A 26,940-nucleotide genomic window follows, 5' to 3' on the forward strand; every position below is an offset into this window, starting at 1 on the left:
CGAACTGATCGCTCCGATCGCGATGGAAGACGGCCTGCGTTTCGCCATCCGCGAAGGCGGCCGCACCGTCGGCGCCGGCGTCGTCTCGAAAATCATCGAGTAATTCGCACACGCGAATGATCAAACGGAAAGGGCGTCCCTCGGGGCGCCCTTTTTGTTTGGATTCAATAATCACGAGACGCGCACAAAAAGTGTGTCGAAAATCATCGCGCAAGGCGCGCTTGCCGCGCCTGGTTGCGGCAGGTGATTTTCCAGGGGAAAATCTGCCGAAAGCAACACGGTTAGGAAATCAAAGAAGGCCGCTCCACAAGGGGCGGCCTTTTTTGCGTCTGGGGCTCGGAAAACGACCGCTTCGACCCGGGTAACAGAGAGAATTAATGGCTATGCAGGACACAATCGCCCGTGCATTGCATGACATGTCTTGCCAATGGGGTAGAAGGTTCAGAAATTAACCAATATCGAAGTCGACCAGCGGCGACTCCATGTAAATTCGACAGCCCGGATACAGTACAGAACGCGGTTTTTTGCACGTTTTCACGTTGGTGATTGGACCGCTGGAATTGCGGGAAATATACAGCTCTGTATCGCCGTAGGCGCTGGTTTTTTGGATCTCGGAAAGGCGGCGCACCAGACACTGACGTTTTCAGCCCAAGTGATAGACTTGACCGCATAAAACGCGGGTACATCAGTGGCTGTATACCCGCGAACGGGGGTGACATGATATGCGGCGAGATCATCCATCGGGACTTAGTCGATCGACAACGTTTCGACATAGGGCCCCTCTAGGCTTCTAGGCAAAAGCTCAGGTTGCCAGGGGGTGAAAGCTTCACCTTGATTCAGTAAGACTTGGTCTTGCCGCGTCGTGTTGTTTCGAAATTTAGGTCGTGGATCGAAATAACCGCGCGGGGTGCTTAAGCAAACCTTTTCGATGTACGGCTGAAATTCCAGGAAAACGGTTATATTGTCAGACTGAACGGTCGGGTAAATGAAATCAGATGGCTCGAATGTGGATGCGTCCTAGGGGTCTGCCTTGCCCTTCACCATGCGCTCAATCTGAGCCGCCTGTGCTTTCTGTTTCTGGCTTGGGAGAAATGGACCAACAAAAAGTGCGGCGCAAATTGCCCCCCCCAGCGCAACAACAAAAAGCTTTGTAGAAATTATTGCATTCTGCTTAAGGTAGATATGAGTGTGTCAAGGGCGCTGGTATTGATCAAGACAGCTCATAGTGCCGTCGAGACCCGTCGGCTTTCTCAGCAGACCGCCTTGCGATCAGTTGCATATTGATGAGCGACGGTTGACGAACGCGACAAATTCCTCCCAGCCTCTGGTGCGCGTTCTCATGCAGAACGTAAAGGCGGCGGCATGCGCAGCGTTTGGGTTCCATGGGGCTTGGAGCAGCATGACCGATATCAGGTCGACGGCCGTGGTTGCGGAGGAAACGCTGCCCAGGGCAAACCGGACGGCCCTATTCCGGCGCCCAAGGTTCTCGACCGACGATCCGGTCTGCTTCGGCGGTGATGTCGTTCATGTGCTGTTCCAGACTGAGACGAAGCGATTCGATCTCTTGTTCCGTCGCCTTGCGCGGGACGGTTTCAGTCCATTCGCGGCACAGGAACACCCCTTCGTTTCGCCAGGGGCGAGGCAGCAGGAGACGATCCCAAGTGCCGGCCTCACGGCCATGGCGCACGGAATATGTGATCCCGAACACTCGTTTGCCCGAACTGCGTGCCCATACCAGCGGAACAGTTGAACAAATCCGCTCGGGTCCTCGTGGGCCGTCTGCGGCTATGCCGATTGAGATGCCCTGCTTCATCTTGCCCAACACTTCGCGCGAGAGCGCCACATGACGTTTGTGGCTGGACATGGCGATGGTGTCCATTCCGAACAGTTTCTGCACCCGCCCCACCATGCTGCCGGCGCGCGCGGCCGAGGTGATGGAACAGATGCGCCCCTTGTCCAGCGGGAAGAAATAGGGGGACTGCGCCAGACGCTGATGCCACAACACCACGATGACCGGCTCGCCCTGTTCGGCCAGCTTGTCCAGCTCTTCATAGCCGATCCGTTGCCATCGCGTGTTGCGATGGACCAGTCGAATATATCCGGCGATGCGCCGAGCCAACCAGTTCAGAACGGCTTCGCTGTCTGCAATCTTCTTGCGCAGGCTCACGGCGGGTATCCTCTTTCTGGCCGAGCCCTGTCTTAGCGAACTGCACGGCCTGCGCAACTTGTTTGTCGAAACCGGAAGGCGCGGGAAACTGCAAAAAGCCTCTTGAGTCCGCCGCGTGGCTGGCATATCTGAGGCGCAGTACAGGGGTATAGCTCAGTTGGTAGAGCGACGGTCTCCAAAACCGTAGGTCGCGGGTTCGAACCCTGCTGCCCCTGCCATTTCCCTTAAATCGACCGTTGCTTTGCCGCCGAACCCACGCGCGCAACGAACGTGCAATCATGGTTTCTTCCGCCTTGCAAATGGCCTATTGTCCGCGTGATCGCAGGAACAGCTGAACGAGGTCACATGTCGCGCTTTGACGGATATTTCCTGCGGCAATTGCTGGTGCTTTTCGGCTTTTTCACCTTGGTGCTGGTGGGGGTCTTCTGGATCACCCGCTCGGTCAGCCTGTTCGAGCGGGTCATCAGCGGCGGTCAGTCGGCTATGGTGTTCCTCGAGTTCACTGCGCTGACTTTGCCGACGCTGATCCGCACGGTAATGCCGATGGCCGTGTTCGCGGCGGCCGTATATGTCACCAACCGCCTGACCCGCGAAAGCGAGCTGACGGTGATGCTGGCCACGGGCTCAAGCCCATGGCGGTTGGGGCGCGCGGTTTTCCTGTTCGGGGTGGTCACAGGGGTGATGATGGCGATCATCAGCGTGTTCCTGCGCCCCGCTTCGGTCGATCAGCTCGAACGGCGCGAATCCGAAGTGGCCGCCGATGTCACTGCGCAGTTGCTGAACGAAGGCGAATTCATGCATCCGGTGCCGGGCGTCACGGTCTATATCGGCCGAATCGATCTGGACGGCACGTTGCACGAAGTCTTCGTGTCGGACCGGCGTGACAGGGCCAATCCGGCTACCTATTCCAGCACCTCGGCCTATCTGGTGAACAATGGGTCGGGCGTGCATCTGGTCATGGTTGACGGGCTGGCACTAAGGCTGAACCGGGCCGGCCGAACGCTTGCATCGACGCGGTTCGAGGATGCCGCCTATGACATCTCGGAGCTGACGCGAAAATCGGACTTGGGACAGCGCAGCATCGAAGCCATCTCGACGGCCGAACTTCTGGGCGACCTGGATACCTTGGCCGCGCAAGAGGGCCATTCCATCGGGCAGTTGGTGGATGAGCTGCATCAGCGGTTCTCGTGGGTTGCGATCTGCGTGGCCGTTGCCATGGTAGGATATGCAACGCTGATGCTGGGCAGTTTTTCGCGTTTCGGTCTCTGGCCGCAGATATTCGGGGCCTTCACGATCCTTGTTCTGCTTGAAGGCGTGCGTGGGTTCGTTTCGCCGATCGTCATCGGCGACCCGCAGTTGTGGCCGCTTCTCTATGCGCCAGCGGCGCTTGGCGTGATTGTGTCGGGAGTGTTTCTGGCCCTGGCTGGCCGGCCGTTGACCCGTAGACGCGGCCGGTCCGATACGGCTTGTCAGGCGGCGGCCTGACGGAGACTGCGCGGGTCATTTCGCTTTGAGGATGCAATCCGCCGCGCTACTCTCGGGGCAATATCCAACCGAGGGGCGCGCCATGCCAGACAATCGCCACACACCCAACTGGACCAGTTTCGAAGAGGCAACGAAGGCCGACTGGGATGCGGTCATGGCCTACGAGGACGCCTACAACGCTGCCCTGCCGGACCGCATCCTCGACGCCATCCGGTCACTGGACGAGGACTGGACGCCCTATCCGATCAACCGCTACCAGCATTGCCTGCAGGCCGCGACGCGCGCCTACGAGGATGGCGCGGACGAGGAAATCGTGATTGCGGCACTGGTGCATGACGTGGGCGACATCCTGTCGCCCTACAACCACGGCGAGCTGTCAGCGGCGATGATGAAGCCCTATGTGAGCGAAAAGGCTTATTGGATTTTGAAACATCACTGCGTGTTCCAAGGTTATTACTATAACCACCATCTGGGCGGAGACCGCAATGCGCGCGACAAGTATCGCGACAGCCCCTACTGGGAGGACTGCCGCTATTTCTGCCATGAATACGACCAGAAGGCGTTCGACCCGGACTATCCGACCAAGCCGCTGGAGTTCTTCGAGCCCATGCTGCGCCGCATCCTGAACAGGGGCGAGGGGCACATGGAGCTCAACGAAACCGCCGAGGACTAGCAGGAGGCCATCAGGCGATAGACGATCTGCGCGGCGGTGAAATCCCACGCCGCGTTGCCGTCCGGGGCCAGTTCCACCACGTCGAAGCCGACGCAGCGGCGGCCCTTCAGGGCGTGCTCGACGAGGTGCAGCGCCTGATAGTATCCCAGCCCGCCCGGAACCGGCGTGCCGGTTGCGGGCATCAGCGACGGGTCCAGCCCGTCGACGTCAAAGCTGACATAGACCAGTTCGGGGAAATCCTCGGGCAGGTCGACGGCATGGATGTTGCCGGTCACCAGTTCCTCGGCATCGACGTGAAAGACGTGGTGGCGCAGGCGGCTCTGGGCCTCTTCCTCGCAGAAGGCGCGGACGCCGAACTGGGCCAGGCGGATACCTTCCTCGGCCAGCAGGTGCATGACCGAGGCGTGGCTGTGCTTTTCGCCTTTGTAGGCATTGCGCAGGTCGGCATGGGCGTCGATCTGCACGATGCCGAGAGGCTGACCCAAGGCGCGGGCTACACCCATGACCGCGCCGTAGCTGAGCGAGTGTTCGCCGCCCAGCGTGACCGGCACCTTGCCGGCGCGGACGGCCACCTCGGTGCGCTGGGCCAGACGCTCCATGACGTCCGGCAGCGGGCCTTCGCAGTCCAGCGGGGGCTCGGTGAAGATGCCTTCGACACAGGGTTCGGCATGCCCGGTGATGCGTTCGAGTTCATTGCTGGCCTCGATTATCGCGGCGGGTCCGCCTGCCGTGCCCGAGCCGTATGAGACCGTGCGCTCCAGAGGCACCGGGATCACGCGGAACCGGGCGTCTTCGCTGCGTTCGGCCTCGGTCAGTTCGCTGTCGAGGAAAATGCTCATGAAAGCCTCTCTTTGAAGTCGTCGTAGCCGAATTGCCTGATGATCTTCAGCTCATCGGTTTCGCTGTTCCACAGGGCGATCGTGGGCAGGGGCACACCGTTGAACGTATTGGTCTTGACCATCGAGTAATGCGCTTGATCGAGGAAGGCAAAGCGCTGCCCGATCCGCAGCGGCTCGGCCCAGGTGTAATCGCCGATCACGTCGCCCGCCAGGCACGAGGGGCCGCCCAGACGATAGGTGTGGCCGGTTTCGGCCTCGTCCATCAGGGCGGGGCGATAGGGGGCTTCGATCACGTCGGGCATGTGGCAGGTGGCCGAGATGTCGGTGATCGCCAGATCCATGCCGTTGTGTGGCAGGTCCAGGATTTCGCCCACCAGGATGCCCGCATCCAGCGCCACCGCCTCGCCGGGTTCCAGATAGACCTCGACGCCGTATTTTGTGCGGATGTGTTTGATGAAATCCACCAGCCCGTCGCGGTCATAGTCGCTGCGGGTGATGTGGTGGCCGCCGCCGAAATTCAGCCATTTCAGCTCGTTCAGGAAAGGCGCCAGCTTCGGTTCGACCGCGGCCCAGGTGCGCGCCAGCGGTTCGAACCCCTGTTCGCAGAGCGTGTGCATGTGCAGGCCATCCACGCCTTCCAGCGCCTTGGCGTCCAACTGGCTGACCGGGGTGCCGAGGCGCGAGCACGGAGCGCAGGGGTCGTATTTCGCAACCTCGCCTTCGGAGTGTTCGGGGTTGATGCGCAGCCCGACCTGCCGCCCGGCGGCCTGAGCCTTGGCCAAGAAGCGGTCTTTCTGCGCGGGGCTGTTGAAGATGATGTGATCCGACAGGGCGAGGATTTCGTCGATGTCGGAATCCTTGTAGCCCGCGCAGAAGGTCGCGACCTCGCCGCGATATTCCTCGCGGCCCAGCCGGGCTTCGTAGATGCCGCTGGCGCAAGTGCCGCCGAGATACTGGCGGACAAGCGGGGCCAGGGCGAACATCGAAAATGCCTTGAGCGCCGACAGGATATGCGCGCCGGACCGCTCGCCGATATCGGCCAGAACCGCCAGGTTTCGCTCCACCGCTTTTTCGTCGACGACGAAGCAGGGGGAAGGGACGCGGTTCAGGTCGAAGTGGCGGAAGGCGCCGGCATCTCCGGCCTGTGTCTGCATCAATTGGGTCATGTCCGGCATCTCCTGAAAGTGGAGAGGCCGGGGGCGCTGCCCCCGGACCCCCGGGATATTTTGGGCCAGATGAAGCAGGACGGTCGCGCGGACCGCCCCGAGGGATCAGAAATCGACGGGGCCGTCGAGTTCGTGGACTTGCCAGGGCAGGCCGTGCTTGTTCAGCATGTCCATGAAATTATCCGGGTCAAGCTGTTCCATGTTCCACACGCCCGGCTCGCGCCAGTTGCCCTTCAGCACCTGTGCCGCGCCGATCATGGCCGGGACGCCGGTGGTGTAGCTGACGGCTTGGCTGCCGACCTCGCGGTAGCATTCCTCGTGGTCGCAGATGTTGTAGATGTAGTAGGTCTTTTCGCCCGAGCCGTCCTTGGCCTGGCCGGTGGCGATGTCACCGATGCAGGCCTTGCCCTTGGTTTCGGCGCCCAGATCGCCGGGGTCGGGCAGCAGTGTCTTCAGGAACTGGATCGGGATGATCTCGACCCCGTTATGCACCACCGGGTCGATCCGGGTCATACCGACATTCTGCAGCACCTTGGCATGGGTGATGTAGGCATCGCCGAAGGTCATCCAGAAACGGGCACGCTCGATCTCGGGGAAGTGGGTCGAGAGCGACTCGAGTTCCTCGTGATACATCAGGTACATGTTCTTCAGCCCGATGCCGGGGAAGTCGAACTCGACCTTGTGGGTCATGGCCGGCGTCACTTTCCATTCGCCGCCTTCCCAGTGGCGGGCGTCGGCCAGCACTTCGCGCAGGTTGATCTCGGGGTTGAAGTTGGTGGCGAATTCCTGATCGTTCTGGCCGCCATTGGCGTCCAGCACATCGATCTGGCGGATCGTGTCCAGCTTGTGTTTCTTGAGCCACTTGGCGAAGACGGATGTAACGCCCGGGTCAAACCCCGACCCCAGAATGGCGGTCAGGCCGGCCTGTTTGAACTTGTCCTGATAGGCCCATTGCCAGTGGTATTCGAACTTGGCCTCGTCCTCGGGCTCGTAATTGGCTGTGTCCAGGTAGTGGCACCCGGCCTCGAGGCAGGCATCCATCAGCACCAAGTCCTGATAGGGCAGGGCCAAGTTCACCAGGATCTCGGCCCCGGTTTCCTTGATCAGCTTGACGGTGTCGGCGACCTTGTAGGCGTCAAGCTCGGCCGTCTTGATGTCGACGCCGGTGCGTTCCTTGACCGACTTGGCGATGGCGTCGCATTTCGCCTTGGTGCGGCTGGCCAGCGTGATCTCGGTGAAGATGTCGGAATTCATCGCCATCTTGTGCACGGCGGCGTGGCTGACGCCACCCGCGCCAACAACCAGTGTCTTGCCCATGGGAAAATCTCCTTTCGCCGGGGTTATTCGTAATAGGTATAGCCGTTGATGCTGTCGCGGTAAGCGCTCATCAGGGTTTTGCGGTCCTTGGCCTTGAGCGTGCCGGTCGAAATCGCCTCGTCCACCATCTTGCGGAAGGCGGCAATGCAATCGCTGGGGTCGAACTCGACATAGGACAGGACTTCGCTGATGGTGTCGCCCTCTTGCTCGTGCAGCAGGTCGAACCCGCCATCGGCGCGCAGGTCGATGGTGACGACATTGGTGTCGCCGAACAGGTTGTGCAGGTCGCCAAGGGTTTCCTGATAGGCGCCGACGAAGAACACGCCCATGTAATAGTCGCGATCTTCGGGCAGGGAATGCACGGGCAGGCTGGGCGAGACGCCGTCAGCCAAGATGAACCGGTCGATCTTGCCGTCGCTATCACAGGTGATGTCGGACAGCACCGCGCGGCGGTCGGGGGCTTGATCCAGCATCTGCAGCGGCACGATCGGGTGCAGCTGGTCGATTGCCCAGACGTCGGGCAGCGACTGGAATAACGAGAAGTTGCAGTGATAGATATCGGCCAGCTTCTCCAACTGGTCATCCACATCAGTATCGACCTCGTCCGAGGCCGCCAGCGCCTTGATCCGTGCCATCAGCGACAGGTAGATGCGCTCGGCCCGGGCCATCTGACGCAGGTCCACGTAACCGCGGCGGAACAGGGCCCGCAACTCGTTGCGGTAGAAGGTTGCGTCGTTCCAGCATTCCTGCAGGCGGTCGTGGCTGAGATAACCGTTCACCGCCGCCAGATCTGACACAAGGTGGTGGTCGTCGGGTTCCACCTCGGGGCCGTTGGGTGCGTCATAGAGCGTGCTTTCCAGCACGTTGAACACCAGCATCGACGAGGTCGCCACTACCGCGCGGCCGCTCTCGGTCACCAGCGTGGGATGGTCCACTTCGGCTTCGTCCATGGCATAGGCCACGGTTTCCACCACATTGGCGCAGTATTCCTCGACCGTGTAGTTGATCGAGTTCTCGGTCGCCTTCTTCTCGCCCGTGTAATCGACGCCCATGCCGCCGCCCAGATCCAGGTGCGTCAGCGGCACGCCCTCGCGGGTCAGTTCGGTGTAATAACGGCAGGCCTCGCCCACGGCGCGGCGCACGTCGTTCACGTCGGGCACCTGGCTGCCCAGATGCGAATGCTGCAGCTTCAGGCAATGCAGCAGGCCCGCATCGCGCAGCTTGTCGACGACCGCGACCAGCTGATCGGTGTTCATGCCAAAGGTCGACCGATCCCCCGAGCTTTCCTGCCATTTGCCGCTGATCTGGTTGGTCAGTTTCACTCGCACGCCAAGCAGCGGCTCGATGCCCAGCTCGTTGTAAACCTCGATGACCGTGTCGGCCTCTTTCGGGCTTTCCAGAACGATGACCGTGTTGAACCCGATCTTGCGGCTGAGAATGGCCAACTCGATGAACTCTGCGTCCTTGACCCCGTTACACACGATCAGCGCCTCGGGGGCCAGACGGTGCGCCAGGGCGATCACCAGTTCGGGCTTCGATCCGGCTTCGAGCCCGTAGTTGTATTGCTTGCCGAACTCGACGATCCGGTCGACGACCTGCGCCTGCTGGTTCACCTTGATCGGGAACACGCCGCGATAGGACCCCTTGTAGCCGGTACGCGCGATCGCATCGCGGAAGCTTTCGTTGATGTGCGCGATCTCGCGTTCCAGATACGAGCTGATGCGCAGGATCATCGGCGCTTTGATCCCGCGCTGATCAAGGTCGTGCAGAATGCCGGGCAGGCTGATTGCCGCCGCATCGGGTGCCATGGGATTGCGCAGACCGATCTCGCCGTCCTCCGTCACCTCGATGAGACCCTTGCCCCATTTTTCAACTCCGTAGATGGAATGCGGTGCGACGGGCGTCTGTTTCAATCCAGTCAGTCCTTGCGTTGCAGGCGTGAAAATTTCGCCCGCCAATACGGCAGCTGTTCGATTCTTCCAAGTGTAATCTGTTTCGGAGGTTAGCCCAATTCAGATCACGGGTCGAATGGGAACCAGATGGTTGTCCCAGTGGACCCGAGGATGGGGCGATACCGCCGGGGTTGGCCCAGCCAAATGCCCCACATCGCCGTGCCCGGTGGTAAAGACAAAGCCGGATGGCCCAGGGCCCAACCGGCACACGTCGCTGAACGGATGGGCGCGGTCAAAACGGACCGCCTCGGCATCAAAGACGAGCAGCGCGTTGCCGCGCGGGCAGGTGATGGCGACCTGTCGTCCCTCGGCGGAAAAGGCGACACTGCCCGCAAAGCCGGCTAGCGTCGCCTGTATGTCTTCCGGCACAGACAGCAGGTGGTAACGGCCACCCCGCCGATGCAGCCCCAGCAGGGCCGGCTTGTGGGAGAAGTCGCCCTGCCACTGCATCGCAAAGGCCAGCAGGCCATCCGCGCGAACGGCCAGATGTCGGATCGAATTCTTGTGTAGCGCTGCGGGGAGTTCGACCTGCTCTAGAACCGATCCGTCGAGGCTGACATAGGTCAGGTTCGAGCGCATGGTCGGCAGGTTCAGCTTGGTGCGCCCTGTGTCCGGATGGGTTTCGATGCCGCCGTTGGCGATGGCCAGAGACTTGCCGTCGGGCATCAGCATCACGTCATGGGGGCCGACCCCCGCCGAAGAAAACTCGCCCAGCCGGGCATAGCCGTAGAACGCGTCCCAGACGCCGATGACCCCGGTGCCTGCCTCGTAGTCGTTTTCGGTGGTGAACAAACGGCGGCCGTCGGGCGAAAACGCGCCGTGGCCGTAGAAGTGACGCCCGTCCGGTGCCTTGAGCTGGGCCAGTTGGTCCCCGGTCGCGCAATCGATCACCAGCGCAAACCGCCCCGGACGGCGCGCGAATGCAACGGCCCGCGCGAGATGCGGATGGGCGGCGGCGGCGTGCCCGCGGCCGGGCAGGGGGATCGAGAACCGAACCTCCCCCGGACTGGTCAACCCGACCAAGCGGTACAACCCATCTTTGAACAAGGCGGCTGACAGAAAGTCGGGCGAGCCGACCGACGCCCAGCCGGGCAGGGGGGCAAGAGCGGCGGCTGCCAGACCGGCCAGAAATCCTCGGCGGCTGGTCATGGGTCAGTCTCCGTCCAGCGAATTGAACCCGGCGCTGATACCCAGGGTCGGACCCAGCTGTGCGGCGGCAAGGCTGCGGATGTCGTTGATCGACTGCCGTAGCGCCTCGACCCGAAACCGCCCGTGTGGCTCGGCCACGCCGGCCAGCGCGGGATCATCCAGCGCCTGCGCCCGGGCGATGCTGCGGGCAAAGGCATCGTCCAGCGAGGCCGCAATCTGCGGGTGGTCGGCCGCCAGTCGCGCCGCCAGATCGCGCAGCGCCACCAGCGACAGTTCCACATGCCGCAGAGACCGCAGCGACCTGCGGGCCTCGGCCCGGTTGGGGCGGGGGCGGTCGAAACTGCCCATCGGGCGGCCCAGACGGGTATCGGCCGTGAATTCGAGCCCGATGACAAGGGCCTTGTAGAGCTCCTGCAGGGCTTCGTTGGACGACCGATAGGGGCTGTCCGGCCCGGGTTGGGTCATGATGGGGGCATAGCCGTGCCAGTCCCGGTCGATGGCCCGGGTGGTGCGATGGATGTCGGCGGCGATGGCGCGGATCAACCCGCAGCGATAGGCCGCATCGCCCTGATCGGCAAAGGCCGGGTCGTACAGCATCCTCTCGAGCGCGAGGAAACCGCGCCCGGCGATCGAGGTTTCGGCAAAGGCATCGGGGTCGGCAATGGCCGGGTCTTCGGCCGCGATCATCGTCGACAGCGCCTTGGGCGTGAACCCTTTGCTGTCGGGCCAGAAGGCCAGGGCAAAGGCACGGTTACCGACTTCGGTCGGGCCGAACCGCAGGTGGCTGGCGGATACCCAGGCGTCGAAGGCGGCGTGATAGGCCGCGCGCAGATCGGCGGACCCCGGCGCGCAGTCGGCCCGTGCAGCGGCATCCAGCGTGGCCGTCGCTTCGACAAAGCGGTCGAAACGCGGCAGGATATGGGCCTTGGTTACGTCGACCAGGACCGCATCGCAGTTCTGTGCCACCGCGCAGAGCGGGATCAATGCGGAAAGGATCACGGCAATCAGGCGCATCGGTCACAGACTTTCGAGGAACCGGATCAACGCATCGCGGTCGGGCTTGGGCATGGAAACGACCGCATCGCGCGCGGCTTGGGCCTCGCCCCCGTGCCACAGGACCGCTTCGAGAAGCGAGCGCGCGCGGCCGTCATGCAGGAACTGAGTGTGCCCCGAGACCCGTTCGGTCAGGCCGATGCCCCATAGTGGCGCGGTGCGCCATTCGCGGCCCGTGGCGCGGGCCTCGGGGCGGTTGTCGGCCAGTCCCTCGCCCATGTCGTGCAGCAGCAGGTCCGTGTAGGGCCAGATCAGTTGGAAACTGTGCTCGGGCCGGTCGGGCAGGCGGTGGGTGACGAAAGCGGGCGTGTGACAGGACGCGCAGCCAATGGTGTGGAACACCTCTTTCCCGCGCAGAACCTGCGGGTCATCCACATCGCGCCGGGCGGGAACGCCCAGGTTGCGGCTGTAGAAGGCCACCAGATCCATGCCCTGCTGGTCGATCTCGAAGCTGCGTTCGTCGCCGTCACCATGCGGGGCGGCCTGGCAATCTGCCTGCGCCGGGGTGCAGTCGCCAAAGGGCGCGGGGTAGAGCGGGCTGGAAATGCCGATATCGCCGGCGAAGGCTGCGGCTGACTGCTCCATGATCGTCGGCATGCCCGCCTTAAGCCCGAACCGGCCCAGCATGGGTTCGCCGAATTCCGTCGACCACACGATGTTGGGCCGCCCCGAGATCCCGTCTCCATCGGTATCTTCCGGGTCGGCCTGGGCCAGGATGTCCTCGGCCGGGATCGCCTCGAGCAGGCCCAGACCGATCATTTGCGGCGCAACGCGCGGGCTGAGCATCGCGTCAGGGTGCAAAGGCCCATAACCCAGATCGGCCGCTCTGTAGGTGGGCTTGCGCAGCGACACGGTTTCGCCGCCGGACAACTCCACCGGTATCTCCTCGTAGGTGATGTCCAGCCGGTACTCGGCCTTGTGGCCGGGCAGGGCAAAATCCTGCATTTGGCCGCCATAGGTGGGTTCGGGCAGGGTGGCGAGATAACCCTCGATCCCTTCCGGCGCGTCTGCGGGCGTCCCGGGGATGGAAACGCGCAGGAACATCGAAATGGCGTTGTCCTCGGGTCCGGCAGGGGAGTGGCCACGCCCGTCCTTGATGTGACAGCGCTGGCACGACCGCGCGTTGAACAGCGGCCCCAGCCCGTCCGAGGCCAGGGTCGAGGACGGGGCCGACACCCAGACCTTCTTGAACAACCCGTTGCCGACCTTGAAATCCAGCTCCTGCTCAAAGCTCAGGTTGGCCGAGGGTTGCGAGAACGCATCCGCATCGGCACGAGCGCGCACCGTCGCGGCGCCTGCCGGCAGGTCTTCGTAGCGCTGGGACTGCGAGAAATCCGACGGCACCGCGGTGGCTGCGGCGATACGTGCCCTTTCAGCGTCGGTTCGGGGGAGAGGGGTCAGGTGGGTGTCCCGCAGATCCTGAGACAGTGAAGGGGTGGCTGCAAGAGCGGCCACCACGAAGAGGCCCGCCTTATTTGGCCACGTCCATTTTCGATGTATTGAGTTGCGCATAATTTGCTTCGCCAAGCCTTTCATACAGGTCAAGCTGGGTTTCGAGGAAATCGATATGCCCTTCCTCGTCCGCCATGAGTTGTTCGAACAGCGCCATCGACACAACGTCGCCGGCCTGTTGGCAGTATTCGCGCGCTTCCTTGTGCAAGGCCCGGGCGTCGATCTCGGCCGCCAGGTCGCATTCCAGCGTTTCCTTGGGCGTTTGCCCGATATGCAGCGGGTCGAGCTTCTGCAGGTTGGGGTGGCCGCCCAGGAAGATGATCCGCGCGATCAGCTTGTCCGCGTGCTGCATCTCTTCGATGCTTTCCTCGCGGCTTCTCCAAGCCATGTGGCCCCGGCCCCAGTCCTCTTGCAGGCGGTAGTGCAGCCAGTACTGGTTGACCGCCGTCAGTTCATGCCGCAGGGACGTGTTTAGGTATTCGATGACCTTTGGATCGCCTTTCATTTACGCTCTCCTGTGTTGACCCCGCACGAAGAGTCCGGAGTTGCATGGGCACCCCAAGGGTATCGGTTGTGCGCATCGTTTCGAGAAACAGTGGCATGCAGCCGCCGCAATCTGCCGATTTCCCCAGAGCGTGGTAGATTTTTCCCGGCGTGAAGATCGCTTGCGGATCTGCCGCGCTCTGGCTGGTGGCGTTTCAGTGAAAAACGGCATCAGGGTTGTCGAGGCTGTCGGACCCCTCGAACGCGATCTGGTCCAGATCCAGCGCTGTCAAGATCCGCTCGATGGTCTTGGTCTGGTCGATCAGGGCGTTGACGCCCCCCATGATCAGCGCTTCGCCGCCCGCATGGCCGCGTTCGAGCATCTGGTCATAGGCCAGCCCGGCTTCGGCCGTGGTCTTGATCCGGCCCAGGGCCTGCATCGTGTTGGCCAGCTTGGTCTTCATCTCGTCGTCCAGTTCAGGGGCCGAGGCCAGAACCAGATCCGACAGGGAGGGACCGGAAACCAACGTGCCGTCGATGCGGACATAGCTGCCCAGATAAACGTTCTGGATGCCCAGCCCGTCATAGTAGTGGCTGTTGTGGGTGTTGTCCGAGAAACAGTCATGTTCCTCTTCCGGGTCGTTCAGCATCAGGCCCAGGCGCATCCGCTCACCGGCTTGTTCGCCGTAGGACAGCGACCCCATCCCGGTCAGAATCGCGGTCAGACCAGCGCCTTCATTTTCGAACAGGGCTGCGCGGGCGGCGCCGCCATCGTGCCATTGGGTGGCCATCCATTCCAGGTCATTGACCAACAGATCGGTTGCGGCCTGAAGGTATTGCGCACGCCGGTCGCAGTTCCCGTTGGTGCAGGCATCGCCCTGCGCATAGTCAGTCCACGGGCGGTTTCCGGCACCGGGACCATGGCCGTTCATGTCCTGTCCCCACAGCAGAAACTCGATGGCGTGATATCCGGTGGCCACGTTGGCCTCGATCCCGTCCGCCTCGTGCAGGGTTTCGGCCAGCAGAGTCGGGGTGATCTCGCTTGCATCGATGGTTTCTCCCGACAGTTGGAAGGTCGGGTTGGCGATCACGTTCAGGGCCGCAAGCGCGTTTTCGTCGGTGGCCCCGCCATAGGCCGCATCGACATAGTCGATCAGGCCTTCGTCCAGCGGCCAAGCGTTCACCTTGCCTTCCCAGTCATCGACGATCGGGTTGCCGAACCGAAAGACCTCGGATTGTTGATAGGGCACCCGAGCCGCGATCCAAGCCGCGCGAGCGGCCTGCATGGTCTGGGCCGAAGGGCGTTCGATCAACGCACCCACGGCCGCCCGCAGGCGGTTGGCTGCGGTCAGGCTGTCTTCGTAAGTGGCTTGGGCGATATCGGCATAGGTGTCCAGCACGGCTGAGGTCGCCGGAGCGCCTGCGGCTGATGCGGCCGAGGCGATCAGCAAGGTCAAGGTGCTGGCGGCGGAAAGAAAACGGGGCATATTTTCGGAGTCCTGTTTCAATGAAAATTCGGCGCGCGAAGTCGATGCGCGGCACCGAATTACTGAGTGAAATTGTCAGGTATGTCAATCTGAGTTTTTTTGTCAGCTTTTCGGGCGCGGCGACGCCTGGGCTTTGCATGGCCCGCCTCACTCGCCTCCCCATATCCGGCGAGGCTGAGACCCGCCGTTCTTTATTGCCTGACGGTCCGGGCCGGGTAGAATGACACGGTGATTTCGGGGTGGGTGGTGCCGGTCGTGTTCAAGTATCTGGTGGTTTCTTTGCTGGTTCTGTCCACCGCATCCCGGGCGCAGGAGGCCAAAAGCGAGACGGGTCCCGCAACGCTTGAGATCGGCATCCACGCCATGGACCTTACACTGTCTCTGTCGGTGCCCGGTCTGGATATCGTCGGCTTCGACCTGCCCGCGGGCGACAATGCCCAGCGGGCCCAGGTGGCGGCGGCGGTCTCGGAACTCTCGCTGCCGCTAAAACTTTTTGTCGTGGCGCCCGAGGCGGACTGCGTCACAGTTTCCGCCAATGTGGCGCTTGTCGAAACGCCCGGCGGCGAGGGCCGCAAGGCGCCCGAGTTCGAGGCCGAGTATCTGATCCGTTGCCGCGACATCAGCGCGATCAGCGCCCTGCGCACCGCCTATTTCGACCGATTCCCCAAGGCCCGCCGTCTGGTTGTGCTCGTCCGGTCCGAAACCGGCACGCGACGGTTCGACCTGACGCGCCAGAGCCCGGCAGCCGATCTGTCCGGGTTGACCTGACTCCAGCCATTCGGGTTCTAGGTCCTTTCGTGAAAGATGAAGCCTAAAAAGTTCAGCAGAATTTGCGCGGCCAGAATCTGGGTGCTTTCCGTTGGGTCATAGGCCGGAGCAACCTCGACCAGGTCGATGCCGACGACATTGCCGTGGCGGGCCAGCCCCTGAAGCAGTTCCAGCACATCATAGTACAGAAATCCGCCATGGCTGGGCGTTCCGGTGCCTGGCGCGATCGAGGGGCAGAAGGCGTCGATATCGATCGTCACATAATACCGTGCCCCGGCGGGAATGCGGTCGAGAACTGCTGGTGTTCCCAACTTGCGCACTTGCCGGACCGACAGGATGTCGGACCCGCGGGCGCGTGCGTCTTCGTATCCGTCCCGAGCGGTGGACGAGACGTTGCGAATGCCCAGTTGCGTCATGCCCGAGACATAGGGCTTCTCGATCGCGCGCCGCATCGGGTTGCCGTGTCCGGCCGTCACGCCGTGCCGCTCGTCCACAAAGTCCAGATGGGCGTCGATCTGGATCACATGGATCGGTCCGTTGCGGGCGCAATCATCGGCAAAGGCGTTGATGCAGGGAATGTTGACCGAATGATCGCCGCCGATCACGACCGGCAGCGCGTCTGCCTTCAGTATCTTGCGCACCCCGTGTTCGATGTTGGCATGGCTGGCTTCGGTTCGCGTGTGGATGATGTCGGCATCGCCCAGATCGACGATGCGCACGTCGCTGCCCAGATAGGTGGCGTCGTCTTCGTGGTCATAGGCGCCTGCATGGCCAAAGCTGAACAGGGTCGAGGCCTCGCGCACCGCCCTCGGGCCGAAACGGGCGCCACTGCGGTACTGGCATCCAAAGTCGAAAGGAGCGCCCAGAATGGCTACATCCGCGTCGATCCGGTCCCAATCCTGCACATAGGGTTTCTTCGCAAAGGTCGGAATGCCCACGAAAGGCAGGTTCAGGCGACCGGTCTCGTATCCGTGATCTGACATCTTGGCTCCGTTTGTTGCGTGCGCTGGCGGCGATCACGAGGCTAACAGCAACGTTGGCGCAATCAACACGCCTGTCGCGGGCGGATCCTGAGCAGACATATAAGGAACAAATATCAGTGATTTTGCTGCCATTATGCATTAATCTAGCGCGATATGGGTCATTTAGCGTGTGCGTAATTTGAAGGTGGCACTTTCATTTGCCGGTCCGCGGGTCTGGGCCTTACGATTGGGCAGATCCGCCGTTTCCGATTTCTGGAACGTGAAAACCCGACACAAGAGATTGCGCCATTTGTTTGGGGAAGGGAACGGCCATGACCACGGAAGCGATTTCAAATTCTAAGCCGATCAACGCCACTGCGGAAGACTGGGGCAAGATCTTTGCCGTTCTGCCCAGCGAATTGGCCCAGAATAACCCCGACCAGTTGCAGAGCCGTTTTGAATTGTTCGAGGTGACCGAGGATGCGGTCCTTGCGCCGGACGGAATGTATGTCGTGCTGGACGGGATCGTGAAGCTGCGGCAGGGCGGGGTCAACCTGGCGACGGCCGATGATGGTGACTATTTCTATGAGGAACATCTTGAAATCCCGGATCTCCCTGTCAGCCTGCAGGCCGTCGCGCTTGCGGGGACGCGGATCGCCTATCTGTCGCGCGGCAAGTGGCATGAAATTCCGTCCGAGATCCGCGCCGAGTGTTTCGCGACCCTGTTCGGCGATCTGGTCAGCGTGCATCTGCAGAATTTCCAGCAGCCGATCAACTGTTGCAGCGTGACCGCGGCCGCGCTGAGCATGTCGGCGCTGGGCTTCAGTTGCGAGGTGAACGACATCTTCCGGGTCTGCGAACTACCCACCAGCTTTGTCGTCAATGACGGCATCTCGCTGGGTGAACTGTTCGACGTGGCCTGCACCTATATCCATTCGCAGGGTCTGCGCGACCTGGTGCAGGTCCAGGCCTATTTCATGGACGAGGCCACGACCTCAGTGCCGCTGCTGCTTGAGGCGATTGACGAATCCAATCGCCTGGGCGGGGACAACGACATTCTGGTGGCGAATTTTCAGGTTGGGGTCGCGCATGGCAAGCCCACCATGCCCGGCGGCCATTTCGCGGTGATCGCCAAGTGCAACCCCAGCACCGGTCTGGTGCACATGATGGATGTGCATCCCGAAAAATACGGCAAGCTGTGGGTCACCACGATCGACCGCTTGTACGCGGCCATGTCCGACCGAGACGGCACGTCGATGCGGGCGCGCGGTCTGTTGCGGTTTTCCGCGCGCGAGGCGGTCAAGACCACGTTGCAGACCTTCCGTCAGGACTGCAACTACGTGGACAGCACCCGGTATCTGGCCCGAGACCCCAAGAAACGCCGCAACCTGTTCCGGCGGGCCAGCCCGAACATGAACAGTCTAGGCGTTCTGGCCGAAAGCCTGCAGATTCTTGGCGATGTCCAGGTCACCGAAGACAAGCTGCTGATCGCGACCCAGACCTCGTACACCGAGGCGCTGAGCCGGGTATCGACCGCCAAGAAGATGAGCGAGATGGCCCAACGGTATCTGGCCGGCACTTCCGAGGTGCATATCGGCAGCACGTTCCGCAGCTATGCGGAGCGACCCGGCAAGGACAAAAGGTCGCCGCAAGACTGGTTCCGGGATCAGCTGCGCAGTCTGAACGAACATGAGGGGCGCCACCTGATGATCAACATCGACTTCAACCGCGTGTTGGGGTTCGAGGTGATCCGGCCGCCTGAAAACGTGTTCCGCGAGACGGCGCTGCTGGAAGAGTTCTGGTGCCTGTGCATCGCCTATGACGAAAAGGCCGACCTTGTCACCGTCGTCGACATGAGCCCGGCCACGTCGCAGGTCTGGCAGGCGCCGCGGGGGCATATCTTTCGCGGGCTGCGCGACCTGAAGAGTCCGGCCATGCTGGTGATCGAGGAGACCCAGCCCCCGGAAGACCCCAGCGACGTGGCGCGGATTGTCCGAGAGAACCCGCTGGTTCTGTTTTACGAGGACGAGGACCCGTGGTCGCATATGTTGAAGAACATCCTGGCCAATATCGGCGCGACCTCCGTTAGGCTTGTCGATGTCGCTGGGCACGGGGCCAATGCCATGAAAATGCGCCGGCAACTGGTGGCGGAAAGTGGCAAGGAAAAGGTGCCTTATCTTTTCTTCAAGGGGAAATGTCTGGGCAAGCGCAGCGACATCGTCGACATGATCTTGGACGGCAGCCTGCAGGAAGAGATGAAGAAGGCTGGTCTGCCGGTCTTGCTGCGCCAAGAGTCGCCGAGCCTCGACAAGAACATCTTCGGCTACCCCAAGGGCGGGTTGACCGCGCCGCCGAACGGGCGGCGGAACGTTCTGTTGTGCGCCTGCGGCTCGTCCGCGGCCGACAAGGTGCCGGAACTTGTCGCCCGGATCACCAAGGCGGGCCACAACGTGAAACTGATCCCCTCGGTCGCCGCCGAGAAATTCTTTCGCGACATCGGATCCGACAAGGACGCCGAGGCCCGGAAAGCAAAGCGGAACCGCAAAAAGTCCAAGACCCAGAAGGTCGAGGACTACATCACCCACAACGATTACTACCGTGACGATGACGAGTGGAATTTCCGCTATACCGAGTTTGCCATGCCGTTGCGCGCCTCGCATCTGGCTTTGTGCGACTGGGCCGATTGCGTGATCGTCGCGCCGGTCACCTGCAACACGATGGGTAAAATCGCCAACGGCATTGCAGACAACCTGCTGACCTCGGTTTTTGTGGCCTGGCAGTACCGCAACAAGCCGGCGATCCTCTGCCCGGCCTGTAATACCAACATGTGGAACAACGTCACCACCCAGAAAAACGTCGAAAAGCTGCGCGATTTGGGGATCGATCTTGTCGGTCCCCGCAAGGGGCGCCTTTCGAACGGGATGATGGGCATCGGAATGATGGCCACGCCCGACCAGATCATGGAGGTGTTGGAAGAAGCGTTCGAAGAGCTGGAAAACCACGAACACAACATCTGCAAATGGGCGCAGGAGGCCGCGGCTTCGGATGATTTCAAGCGGTGGGAACCCGTGCTCAAGGCCATCGACGACGGGATTGCCGGCATCGACATCGTGGACGACAACAATGGCGACACGCTGCTGCACTATGCAGCCGGCGGCGAGGGCGAACTGACCGAGAACGGGCAGGACCTGGGCAAGCCGGACATCGAGGCCGCCAAGGCTCTGATCGCCCGCGGTATCAACGTGAACGCAACCAACGATCACGGCTTTACCAGCCTGCATGTGGCGGCGATGAACAACTCGGCCGAGATGGTCGCAACCCTGCTGGCGGCGGATAGCATCGATGCAAGCCCGCTGATCCACTTCCTGCAGGATCCGGTGCGTTCCAGGGGCATCAGGGTGTCGGACGAGATCCGCGCAATGTTGGAAAACTGGGCCAACACCCATGGCCTGTCAGAGCCGGAAGAAGTGGAAGACGAAGACGACCTGATCGAAGACCGCGAGAAGACCTATCTGTACTTCACCTACGGATCGCTCAAGAAAGGATTTCCGAACCACGACGCGCATGCGGATGTGCTGGATGATCTGGTCGGGCCTGCGATCACGCGGCAGCCGATGCCCCTGATCGTTCCCAAAGAGCCGTTCTGTGACAACCCGAACTGTGCCTATCTGCACCGCATGGCCACGCTGGTCGACCGCAAGGGCACCGGGCGTCCGATCAAGGGCGAGGTCTATCGGGTCACCTCGGGCGGGTTGAAGGAGTTGGACAAGCTCGAGGGCTTTCATGGGCCGGGCGCGGCCGACAACGTCTATGTCCGCAAGCGGATCAACGTTCTGATGGATGGCGTGAAAAAGCCCGCCTATGTCTATGTCATCGCCAATCCGGAAAAATACCTGGCCGATCTGGAGCGCGGCACGTCCGAGTTGGTGGACGAGTATACGATCGACATGGCGACGGGCACACTGAAGCCGGGGTACGAGGCGGTGACCTAACCGCTCTGGTGCGCCACTGCCGGGGGCGCGCCGGTGGCCGGTCGCGCCTTCACGCTGAGGTTCCAGCCGGTGATCGCGATCATGCAGATCAGGACGAAGGGCCAGAAGGCGGCCTTTGGGATCAGATTGTCCCTGTAGTGGATGACCCACAGCGACGGCGCGGATTCCGAGGCGAACAGATATGTGTTCACCGAGACAGCCAGCAGCATGAAATACATCAGGAAAAAGAACGATTCCATGTAGATGACCGGCGACCCGGCAAAGCCTTCGCGCAGTTGCACATGGGCCAGCAGGATCACGAAGAACAGGACCGAGCAGGTTCCGATCACGCCCGATGTGCTGAAATCGTGCCGCTCGACCAGGCTGGGCTTGCGCGTAACGGTCATCACCGCGCCGAACAGCAGCATCGTCACCACGATCAGCGGAATCATGTGCACCACGAAAGCGTTGGCGAAATTGCGTTTGATGACGAAATTATAGTGCAGTTCCGGAAGATTGGTCTGAAACTCGTTCTCGCCGATGCCCAGCGTCGTATCCAGATCGGACAATTTGTAGTCGAAATAGGTGTTCTCACGCTCCCACGTCCCCATGACGATGCGGTTGTCGATGCCAAAGATGTCCTGCGGTCCCGTGGCGGGGTAGGCGGTGAAATCCGGTACCAATGCCACGTTGACGTCGAAGCGCCCCGGCCAGAACCGGACCCAGACGGTTTTGTGATCGAACGGATAGCTGGTGTAGTCGAAAGACTGGCGCAGGGTCTGTTCGAAATACCACCCGATCAGCGTACTGCCGTCCCTTTTCATTCGATAGGCCTCTTGGATCACGCCATTCGCGACATCGACCGCTTCGGGCAGGAGAAAGCCCACCTCGTCCCGGTCCGGCCGGATCGCATCGTGTTCGCCATCCAGATAGTGCTGCCAGACATAGCCCGAGACCCGCACGTCGCTGGCGCCTTCGAAGCTGAAGCTCTTGATGAAGATGCCGGTCTTGACCCGCAGGTCCGGCGCGTTGTCCAGCCCGGCCAGAAAGGTATCGACGGCGTCCACATCCGGCAATTGCGTTGGATCGTTGTCAAACCGGTTCAACGCGACCCAGAGCTTGAACAGAACCAGCATCAAGACGGCGGACAGGATGCCCGACAACAGCCAAACCTTTTTTTCGATCGTCATCCGGGCCCTTTCGGTCTGATGTATCTGTCACTCCGCGGTTTCCGGCGCCAGGAAATCCAGGCTGCCGGTCAACGACCGCGATATACCCATCTGTGCGAACCCGGATTGCAGCGCGTCGAATTCCGCATGGGTGCGGGGGTCCATCCCGGCGCGTCCGGCCTGGGCCAGGATACGGGTCTGGCGGATGGACAGATCGACCATCGGCAGGGGTTCCGAGGCGGTAAAGGCCGCAAGATCGTCGGCGAAGGCAACCGCGCGGTCCCACTCGTGCCGCGCCAGCATCACCGCGCTGGCGTCGGTATAGAAATGTAGGTGGCTGTGGCCCACGCAACCCTCGGCGATGATGGCGGCGCCCTGCGCCAGCAGATCGTCTTGCCGATCGGGATCATCCAGCGCCAGCGCCAGTGCCGAAAGGGCTTTGGGGCCGACGAAGTTGCGTCCGTGTTCCAACGCGATGTCAACGGCCTGTCCCCCCGTTTCGCGCGCCGCGCTGACCTCTCCGATATAGGCCTGAGTCCGGGCAAGATGCTCCAGCGCCTGCGCCTCAAGCCGTTTGGCCCCAACGCGCTGGGCGATCGCGGCAGATTGGGCGAATGCGTCACGCGCGCCGTCGAGGTCTCCCTGAAAAGTACAGGCCACACCCAGACAGGTCTGGGCCACGCATTCGGGGACGAAGGCAAAGTATTTCTGGCTGATCTCGATGGCTTCCTGCGCGTCGGCGCGGCCCTGGGCGACGTCTCCGGAGTAGCTGCGGGCAACGCTCAGATTGTGCAGGTTGGCTGCCAGATCGCGCACCAGACCGTGTTCGCGTGCCCGCTCGACCGCCTGCGTGTAAAATGTGGCAGCCGTCTGCATGGTCGCGTTCATGAAATTGGCGTCGCCAAAGCCGCTGAGCGCGCCGACCTCCAGCCGCGCCGATCCCAGCTTGCGGGCCAGCTTCAGGGCGATTTCGTTGCTGTCCATGGCGTCCTGAACCCGGCCGAGCGGGAAATAGATGTTGCCCCGCACATAGTTGATCTGCGCCAGATCCCGTTCCAGACCGCTGCGTCTGGCGGCGGCTTCGGCAATCTCCAGGCTGTTCAGCGCATCCTGATACCGGCTGGCCTGACGGGCGGCCTGGGCCAGGCCGATATGGACCCGGCAGATCTGTTCGTCGCTGTCGGCCAGCGCCGCCGCTTCGCTGAATTCCCGCAGGGCGTCGTCGGACAGCCCCTGAAGCCGGTGGATTTCGGCGCGTGCGCAGTACAGGTCCAGCCGAACGTCCGGCGAGGCAGGCAATTCGAGGGCGCGCTCGATCAGGGGATTGGCATCGTCGAACTGGAACGACTGGATCAGGTTTTCTGCCGCCTCCAGATAGGCCAGGGCCGCATTCGGGGCGCCGGCCCGGTCCAGATGCCTTGCCCGCAAGGTGGCGTCTTTGCCTTCGTACCACCGGGCGGCCTGTTCATGCAGCCGGGCGCGTTCGGATTTGACCAGCGTCGCGTACGAGCCGTCGCGGATCAGGGCGTGAGCGAACATCAGATCGGACCCGGTTTCGCGGATCAGCGCGGTGCGGGTCAGGGTCGAGATGTCCAGTTGATCTTCGCCCAGCAGAAAGCTCAGAACCTCGGGCGAGAACCGTTGCCCCAGAACCGAGGCCGACTGGATCGCCGCCCGGCTGCTCCGGTCCAGCCCGTCCAGCCGCGATTGCACGATACCCTGGATGCTGCCCGGAACGGTTTCGCGGGTCAGGGCATCGATGTTGCGCAGCAATTGTTCAAGAAACAGGGGGTTGCCGCCCGCACGCTGAACGCAGGTTTCCAGAAGCGCGGGGTCGATGGCAGTGAATTCCTCGACCAGCATGCGGGCCTGCGCGTCACCCATCGGGGACAATTCCAGTTTCGAGATCAGCGCGCCGTCGGTGGCCATTTCCCAATCGCGATCAATCGGATCGCCTTCCACCCGACTTGTCATCTGAAGGACACAGGGCAGATCCCGCGTTGCCGCAGCGATCTGGCAGCATTGGGTCAGGATCTCGGGCGAGGCCCAGTGGATGTCCTCGACCTGGATCAGCAGGGGGGTCTCGCGGCTGCGGGCCCTCAGCAGATCTTCGATTACCTGACGCCGGCCGCGCATGCGCGCGGCGTTGTCCATCGCCGCATACACCTCGGCCAGGCCGGGCTCTTGTTCGAGGTCGAGCAGGGCGCTCAGATGGGCCGAACCGGCCGGGCTGACCCAGCCCCGGTCGATGGCTTGCCGGACGGCGTCGGCTCCTGCACCGCGGGCGTCCGATGGGTCCAGTCCCATCAGGCTTCGGGCGATGGACTGGATGGCGGAATGCCCTTCGCGGGTCCCGAAATCCATCACCACGCCGGAATGCACGGCGTAGGACAGGCTTTCGGCCAGGTCCGCCACCTGTTCGGAAAAGTGGGTCTTGCCGATGCCGGGTTCGCCCAGAACGATATGCACCTCGCCCTTGCCGTGTTGCTTGCAGCGGTCGAATGTGGCCGAGAACAGCGACAGCTCGCGGGCGCGTCCGATGAACTTGTGCCGGCGTGCGCGGATGTTTCGGGTCAGGCGATCCAGGCGCCAGACTTCGACATCCTTGTTCAGGCCCTTGATGGCCTTCGTGCCGATCGCCTCGCCGACGAACAGCGGCCCCAGGGCCCTCTGGATGTCGTGCGACACCAGTGTCTCGCCCGGGGCCGAGATATCGGTCAGGCGCGAGGCCAGGTTCACGCCGTCTCCCGTCACCGTGTATTCGGTATGGGCCGCGCTGCCGGTGTTGCTGGCGATGACCTGCCCCGAGGCGATGCCGATATGGCACGACAGCGGCGGGTCCAGCGTGGGCAGGGCGGCGTGGATCTCCAGCGCGGCGCGTGCGGCCCGTTCGGTGTCGTTGGTATGCGAGATCGGTGCTCCGAACACGGCCATCACGGCGTCGCCGATATGCTTGTCGATCCGGCCGCCGTACTTTTCGACCGCGCGATCGACCTTGCCGAAGAATGCGTTCAAAAGGGCGTGGATGTCCTCGGCGTCGCGCTCGCTGGACAGTTTCGTGAACCCGGTCAGGTCGGCGAACAGAACGGTGACCTGCCGTCTCGCCGGTTCCGGTGCGGTCGCAGGCTGGTAGGGGGTAACGGTTTCGGGTTCATCCATGTCGGCGATGGCGCGCAGCAGCCGCCGGCGGTCGCCCACGGCGGTGACGCCGATCTCGCGCAGGTCCTCTCCCGTCAATTCGGGAAGGATCGCCAGATCGATCTTGTTGTCCGTGAACGCCTGGGCGTAGTCCGACAACCCAAGCGCGCTCAGCCATTCCTTCAGGTCGCCAGACATCGGGGCCCTCAGAAGCATCCACCCAAGCTCAGCCTAGACCAGAACACAGGGCCGAGTCTGCATTTTTCGTGCCATAGGCGCATGATGTCTATGCATTTACTGGGGCGCCCTTCCCGAGACCGAGCCATACCTACAGGCAGATTCCAAGCTCTCAGCCTTGCAAAAACCTGAGTGCAGGCCTGTCGATTCGTCAGGGCAATACCGGCTGCGACTTGATCCAGATTAAGTCGACATTGACTCGCGCAGACTATGCACGCAGCACGAACGGAGTACCACGCATGTTGAACAAACCGGTGGGCGGCACGTGTCTGCAGTCGCAAGCAGGCGGGCGTTCCTGACGATGCGCCTGTCTTGCGAAGACGACGGAGCAATGTGGCCGCCGGGAGCGGACCGCGACAATTTCCCCGATCTCTAAACGAGCTGCGGCGACTGTGTCGCGGCTTGCCCCGAGAAGGGTCTGGTGCTGAACGCCCGCGCCTGCCGGTTTTCTAGCCGCAGGATGCGGGCTGTACATTCTGCGGCGACTGCACCAATGTGTGCAAGACCAAGGCGCTGGACCTGGCCCGGTTTGCCTATGGCCGTGGCGCGCGCAGGTGGCCGCTACCAGCCTGTCTATGAACGCGGTCAGCTGCCGGATCTGTCAGGACTGTTGCGACCAGGGCGCCATCGGGTTTCGTTTGAAGACCGGCGGATTGGCCGACCCCGTCCTGAACGAAGACGCCTGCATCGGCTGCGGAGCCTGCGCCACCGCATGTCCTGCGGGCGCGATCACGTTGCAGCGGGCACAACATCTGGAGGCCGCCGAATGAATATCTGCGGATGCCTAGGTCATGTCGCGCCGACCTACACCGCCTCGGCCCGGTCGGCAATTGCCGGGTTCGACGGGGTCGAAATCCATGCCGAGGCCGAGGATGGCCGGTTCGTGGTGATCGTCGAGGATACGCCCGAACGCCTAGCCTCGGAGACGATCATGGACCTGCACCAGATCCCCAGGGTCGTGTCCCTGACCTATCACCATTTCGAAGATCTCGCGGAGACCCGCCCGCGTCCTGAAACTCCCAGCCAAGATTCCAGCCGGCGGCCCTCGTCATGACCATTACCGAATCTCGCCGCACGTTTCTGAAAGCAACTGCCGCCGCCGCGACAGCTTCCGCGGCCGGTATCCCGCTGGCAACGGGCCAGGCTGCGGCCCAAGTCGCCAATGCTGACATCCGCTGGGACAAGGCACCGTGCCGGTTCTGCGGTACGGGCTGCTCGGTTCTGGTGGGCAACAAGGATGGCCGCGTGGTCGCCACCCAGGGCGACCCTGACGCGCCGGTGAACCGGGGGCTGAACTGCATCAAGGGCTATTTCCTGTCCAAGATCATGTACGGCAAGGACCGTCTGACCACCCCACTGCTGCGCAAGTCGAACGGCGTCTAGGACAAGAACGGCGAGTTCTAGCCCGTCAGCTGGGACGAAGGCTTCGACGTGATGGCCCAGAAGTGGAAAGAGGCGCTGGTCAAGAAAAG

General features: G+C 62.3%; 20 protein-coding genes, 1 tRNA gene and 1 pseudogene. 9 read left to right on the forward strand and 13 right to left on the reverse strand.

Annotated elements, in window-relative coordinates; all coding sequences use genetic code 11:
• Nucleotides 1-103 (forward strand): EF-Tu C-terminal domain-related protein (locus AC2FM3_RS15185; protein WP_480918583.1); only part of this gene is annotated, 103 nt, incomplete at its 5' end.
• A 1,362-nt stretch (nucleotides 104-1,465) separates the two neighbouring features.
• Here AC2FM3_RS15185 and AC2FM3_RS15190 read toward each other — a convergent pair.
• The gene (locus AC2FM3_RS15190; protein ID WP_496683381.1) at nucleotides 1,466-2,167 is read right to left on the reverse strand and encodes a lysophospholipid acyltransferase family protein; all 702 of its coding nucleotides are present in this window, start codon (nucleotides 2,165-2,167) and stop codon (nucleotides 1,466-1,468) included.
• A gap of 142 nt (nucleotides 2,168-2,309) precedes the next feature.
• Between AC2FM3_RS15190 and AC2FM3_RS15195 the strand changes: the two genes are divergently transcribed.
• The 3 genes from AC2FM3_RS15195 (at nucleotide 2,310) to AC2FM3_RS15205 (ending at nucleotide 4,325) form a co-directional block, all read left to right on the forward strand.
• Nucleotides 2,310-2,385, forward strand: a tRNA-Trp gene (locus AC2FM3_RS15195).
• Nucleotides 2,386-2,512: 127 nt separating this feature from the next.
• Entirely contained in the window at nucleotides 2,513-3,652 is a 1,140-nt protein-coding gene (gene lptF, locus AC2FM3_RS15200; protein WP_496683383.1) for an LPS export ABC transporter permease LptF, read from the forward strand.
• An 82-nt stretch (nucleotides 3,653-3,734) separates the two neighbouring features.
• Nucleotides 3,735-4,325, forward strand: a complete 591-nt coding sequence (locus AC2FM3_RS15205) for an HD domain-containing protein (RefSeq protein ID WP_496683386.1) — start codon at nucleotides 3,735-3,737, stop codon at nucleotides 4,323-4,325.
• Here the strand turns inward: AC2FM3_RS15205 and speB (AC2FM3_RS15210) are convergent.
• The 9 genes from speB (AC2FM3_RS15210) to AC2FM3_RS15250 all read right to left on the reverse strand — a co-directional run bounded on the left by speB (AC2FM3_RS15210) (nucleotide 4,322) and on the right by AC2FM3_RS15250 (nucleotide 15,223).
• Complete coding sequence (speB, locus tag AC2FM3_RS15210) at nucleotides 4,322-5,164, reverse strand: agmatinase (protein ID WP_496683388.1); 843 nt, start codon at nucleotides 5,162-5,164, stop codon at nucleotides 4,322-4,324. The two genes, AC2FM3_RS15205 and speB (AC2FM3_RS15210), sit on opposite strands and share 4 nt — an antisense overlap.
• Entirely contained in the window at nucleotides 5,161-6,330 is a 1,170-nt protein-coding gene (nspC, locus tag AC2FM3_RS15215; RefSeq protein ID WP_496683390.1) for a carboxynorspermidine decarboxylase, read from the reverse strand. The genes speB (AC2FM3_RS15210) and nspC overlap by 4 nt, the downstream gene beginning before the upstream one ends.
• Before the next feature lie 105 nt (nucleotides 6,331-6,435).
• Nucleotides 6,436-7,647: a saccharopine dehydrogenase family protein gene (locus tag AC2FM3_RS15220; protein ID WP_496683392.1), complete on the reverse strand. Its 1,212-nt coding sequence runs from the start codon at nucleotides 7,645-7,647 to the stop codon at nucleotides 6,436-6,438.
• Between the two features lie 23 nt (nucleotides 7,648-7,670).
• Nucleotides 7,671-9,560, reverse strand: coding sequence for a biosynthetic arginine decarboxylase (gene speA, locus AC2FM3_RS15225; protein WP_496683395.1), 1,890 nt, complete (start codon nucleotides 9,558-9,560; stop codon nucleotides 7,671-7,673).
• Nucleotides 9,561-9,659: 99 nt separating this feature from the next.
• A complete protein-coding gene (locus AC2FM3_RS15230; RefSeq protein WP_496683398.1) occupies nucleotides 9,660-10,748 on the reverse strand; it encodes a DUF1513 domain-containing protein in 1,089 nt (362 codons plus the stop codon).
• 3 nt (nucleotides 10,749-10,751) lie between these two features.
• Nucleotides 10,752-11,762 (reverse strand): imelysin family protein, encoded by a 1,011-nt coding sequence (locus AC2FM3_RS15235; protein WP_496683401.1) that lies wholly within the window; start codon nucleotides 11,760-11,762, stop codon nucleotides 10,752-10,754.
• A gap of 3 nt (nucleotides 11,763-11,765) precedes the next feature.
• Nucleotides 11,766-13,313, reverse strand: coding sequence for a di-heme oxidoreductase family protein (locus tag AC2FM3_RS15240; RefSeq protein WP_496683403.1), 1,548 nt, complete (start codon nucleotides 13,311-13,313; stop codon nucleotides 11,766-11,768).
• Nucleotides 13,273-13,758, reverse strand: coding sequence for a bacterioferritin (bfr, locus tag AC2FM3_RS15245; RefSeq protein WP_496683406.1), 486 nt, complete (start codon nucleotides 13,756-13,758; stop codon nucleotides 13,273-13,275). Before bfr ends, AC2FM3_RS15240 begins: the two co-directional genes overlap by 41 nt.
• A gap of 193 nt (nucleotides 13,759-13,951) precedes the next feature.
• Entirely contained in the window at nucleotides 13,952-15,223 is a 1,272-nt protein-coding gene (locus AC2FM3_RS15250; protein WP_496683409.1) for an imelysin family protein, read from the reverse strand.
• A 228-nt stretch (nucleotides 15,224-15,451) separates the two neighbouring features.
• On the opposite strand from AC2FM3_RS15250, the gene AC2FM3_RS15255 reads away from it, so the two are divergent.
• Entirely contained in the window at nucleotides 15,452-15,991 is a 540-nt protein-coding gene (locus AC2FM3_RS15255; protein ID WP_496683412.1) for a ZrgA family zinc uptake protein, read from the forward strand.
• Between the two features lie 17 nt (nucleotides 15,992-16,008).
• Here the strand turns inward: AC2FM3_RS15255 and speB (AC2FM3_RS15260) are convergent, their stop codons facing one another.
• Nucleotides 16,009-16,974 (reverse strand): agmatinase, encoded by a 966-nt coding sequence (speB, locus tag AC2FM3_RS15260; RefSeq protein WP_496683415.1) that lies wholly within the window; start codon nucleotides 16,972-16,974, stop codon nucleotides 16,009-16,011.
• 311 nt (nucleotides 16,975-17,285) lie between these two features.
• Here speB (AC2FM3_RS15260) and AC2FM3_RS15265 point away from each other — a divergent pair, with 311 nt between their 5' ends.
• Nucleotides 17,286-20,945: a flavoprotein gene (locus AC2FM3_RS15265; protein WP_496683417.1), complete on the forward strand. Its 3,660-nt coding sequence runs from the start codon at nucleotides 17,286-17,288 to the stop codon at nucleotides 20,943-20,945.
• On the opposite strand, the gene AC2FM3_RS15270 is transcribed toward AC2FM3_RS15265, so the two are convergent.
• Together AC2FM3_RS15270 and AC2FM3_RS15275 are read right to left on the reverse strand one after the other, a co-directional pair.
• Nucleotides 20,942-22,114, reverse strand: coding sequence for a hypothetical protein (locus AC2FM3_RS15270; RefSeq protein ID WP_496683420.1), 1,173 nt, complete (start codon nucleotides 22,112-22,114; stop codon nucleotides 20,942-20,944). The genes AC2FM3_RS15265 and AC2FM3_RS15270 overlap by 4 nt on opposite strands.
• A gap of 27 nt (nucleotides 22,115-22,141) precedes the next feature.
• Complete coding sequence (locus AC2FM3_RS15275) at nucleotides 22,142-25,429, reverse strand: adenylate/guanylate cyclase domain-containing protein (protein WP_496683421.1); 3,288 nt, start codon at nucleotides 25,427-25,429, stop codon at nucleotides 22,142-22,144.
• A gap of 593 nt (nucleotides 25,430-26,022) precedes the next feature.
• Here AC2FM3_RS15275 and AC2FM3_RS15280 point away from each other — a divergent pair.
• The 3 genes and pseudogenes from AC2FM3_RS15280 to AC2FM3_RS15290 form a co-directional block, all read left to right on the forward strand.
• Nucleotides 26,023-26,238, forward strand: coding sequence for a 4Fe-4S binding protein (locus AC2FM3_RS15280; RefSeq protein ID WP_496683424.1), 216 nt, complete (start codon nucleotides 26,023-26,025; stop codon nucleotides 26,236-26,238).
• Nucleotides 26,235-26,522, forward strand: coding sequence for a chaperone NapD (locus AC2FM3_RS15285; RefSeq protein WP_496683425.1), 288 nt, complete (start codon nucleotides 26,235-26,237; stop codon nucleotides 26,520-26,522). Before AC2FM3_RS15280 ends, AC2FM3_RS15285 begins: the two co-directional genes overlap by 4 nt.
• Nucleotides 26,519-26,940: pseudogene (locus tag AC2FM3_RS15290) on the forward strand (twin-arginine translocation signal domain-containing protein); the annotation flags it as partial. The gene AC2FM3_RS15285 and the pseudogene AC2FM3_RS15290, both read left to right, overlap by 4 nt.

Source organism: Ruegeria sp. BHSB172, from assembly GCF_059613165.1.

Bases quoted from the DNA above. Each gene is read 5' to 3' on its own strand.
- AC2FM3_RS15265 (WP_496683417.1), top strand. From the start codon at position 17,286: ATGACCACGGAAGCGATTTCAAATTCTAAGCCGATCAACGCCACTGCG.
- lptF (WP_496683383.1), top strand. From the start codon at position 2,513: ATGTCGCGCTTTGACGGATATTTCCTGCGGCAATTGCTGGTGCTTTTC.
- nspC (WP_496683390.1), bottom strand. From the start codon at position 6,330: ATGACCCAATTGATGCAGACACAGGCCGGAGATGCCGGCGCCTTCCGC.
- AC2FM3_RS15230 (WP_496683398.1), bottom strand. From the start codon at position 10,748: ATGACCAGCCGCCGAGGATTTCTGGCCGGTCTGGCAGCCGCCGCTCTT.
- AC2FM3_RS15220 (WP_496683392.1), bottom strand. From the start codon at position 7,647: ATGGGCAAGACACTGGTTGTTGGCGCGGGTGGCGTCAGCCACGCCGCC.
- bfr (WP_496683406.1), bottom strand. From the start codon at position 13,758: ATGAAAGGCGATCCAAAGGTCATCGAATACCTAAACACGTCCCTGCGG.
- AC2FM3_RS15235 (WP_496683401.1), bottom strand. From the start codon at position 11,762: ATGCGCCTGATTGCCGTGATCCTTTCCGCATTGATCCCGCTCTGCGCG.
- AC2FM3_RS15250 (WP_496683409.1), bottom strand. From the start codon at position 15,223: ATGCCCCGTTTTCTTTCCGCCGCCAGCACCTTGACCTTGCTGATCGCC.
- AC2FM3_RS15240 (WP_496683403.1), bottom strand. From the start codon at position 13,313: ATGCGCAACTCAATACATCGAAAATGGACGTGGCCAAATAAGGCGGGC.
- speB (WP_496683415.1), bottom strand. From the start codon at position 16,974: ATGTCAGATCACGGATACGAGACCGGTCGCCTGAACCTGCCTTTCGTG.
- AC2FM3_RS15270 (WP_496683420.1), bottom strand. From the start codon at position 22,114: ATGACGATCGAAAAAAAGGTTTGGCTGTTGTCGGGCATCCTGTCCGCC.
- speB (WP_496683388.1), bottom strand. From the start codon at position 5,164: ATGAGCATTTTCCTCGACAGCGAACTGACCGAGGCCGAACGCAGCGAA.
- AC2FM3_RS15205 (WP_496683386.1), top strand. From the start codon at position 3,735: ATGCCAGACAATCGCCACACACCCAACTGGACCAGTTTCGAAGAGGCA.
- AC2FM3_RS15285 (WP_496683425.1), top strand. From the start codon at position 26,235: ATGAATATCTGCGGATGCCTAGGTCATGTCGCGCCGACCTACACCGCC.
- AC2FM3_RS15275 (WP_496683421.1), bottom strand. From the start codon at position 25,429: ATGTCTGGCGACCTGAAGGAATGGCTGAGCGCGCTTGGGTTGTCGGAC.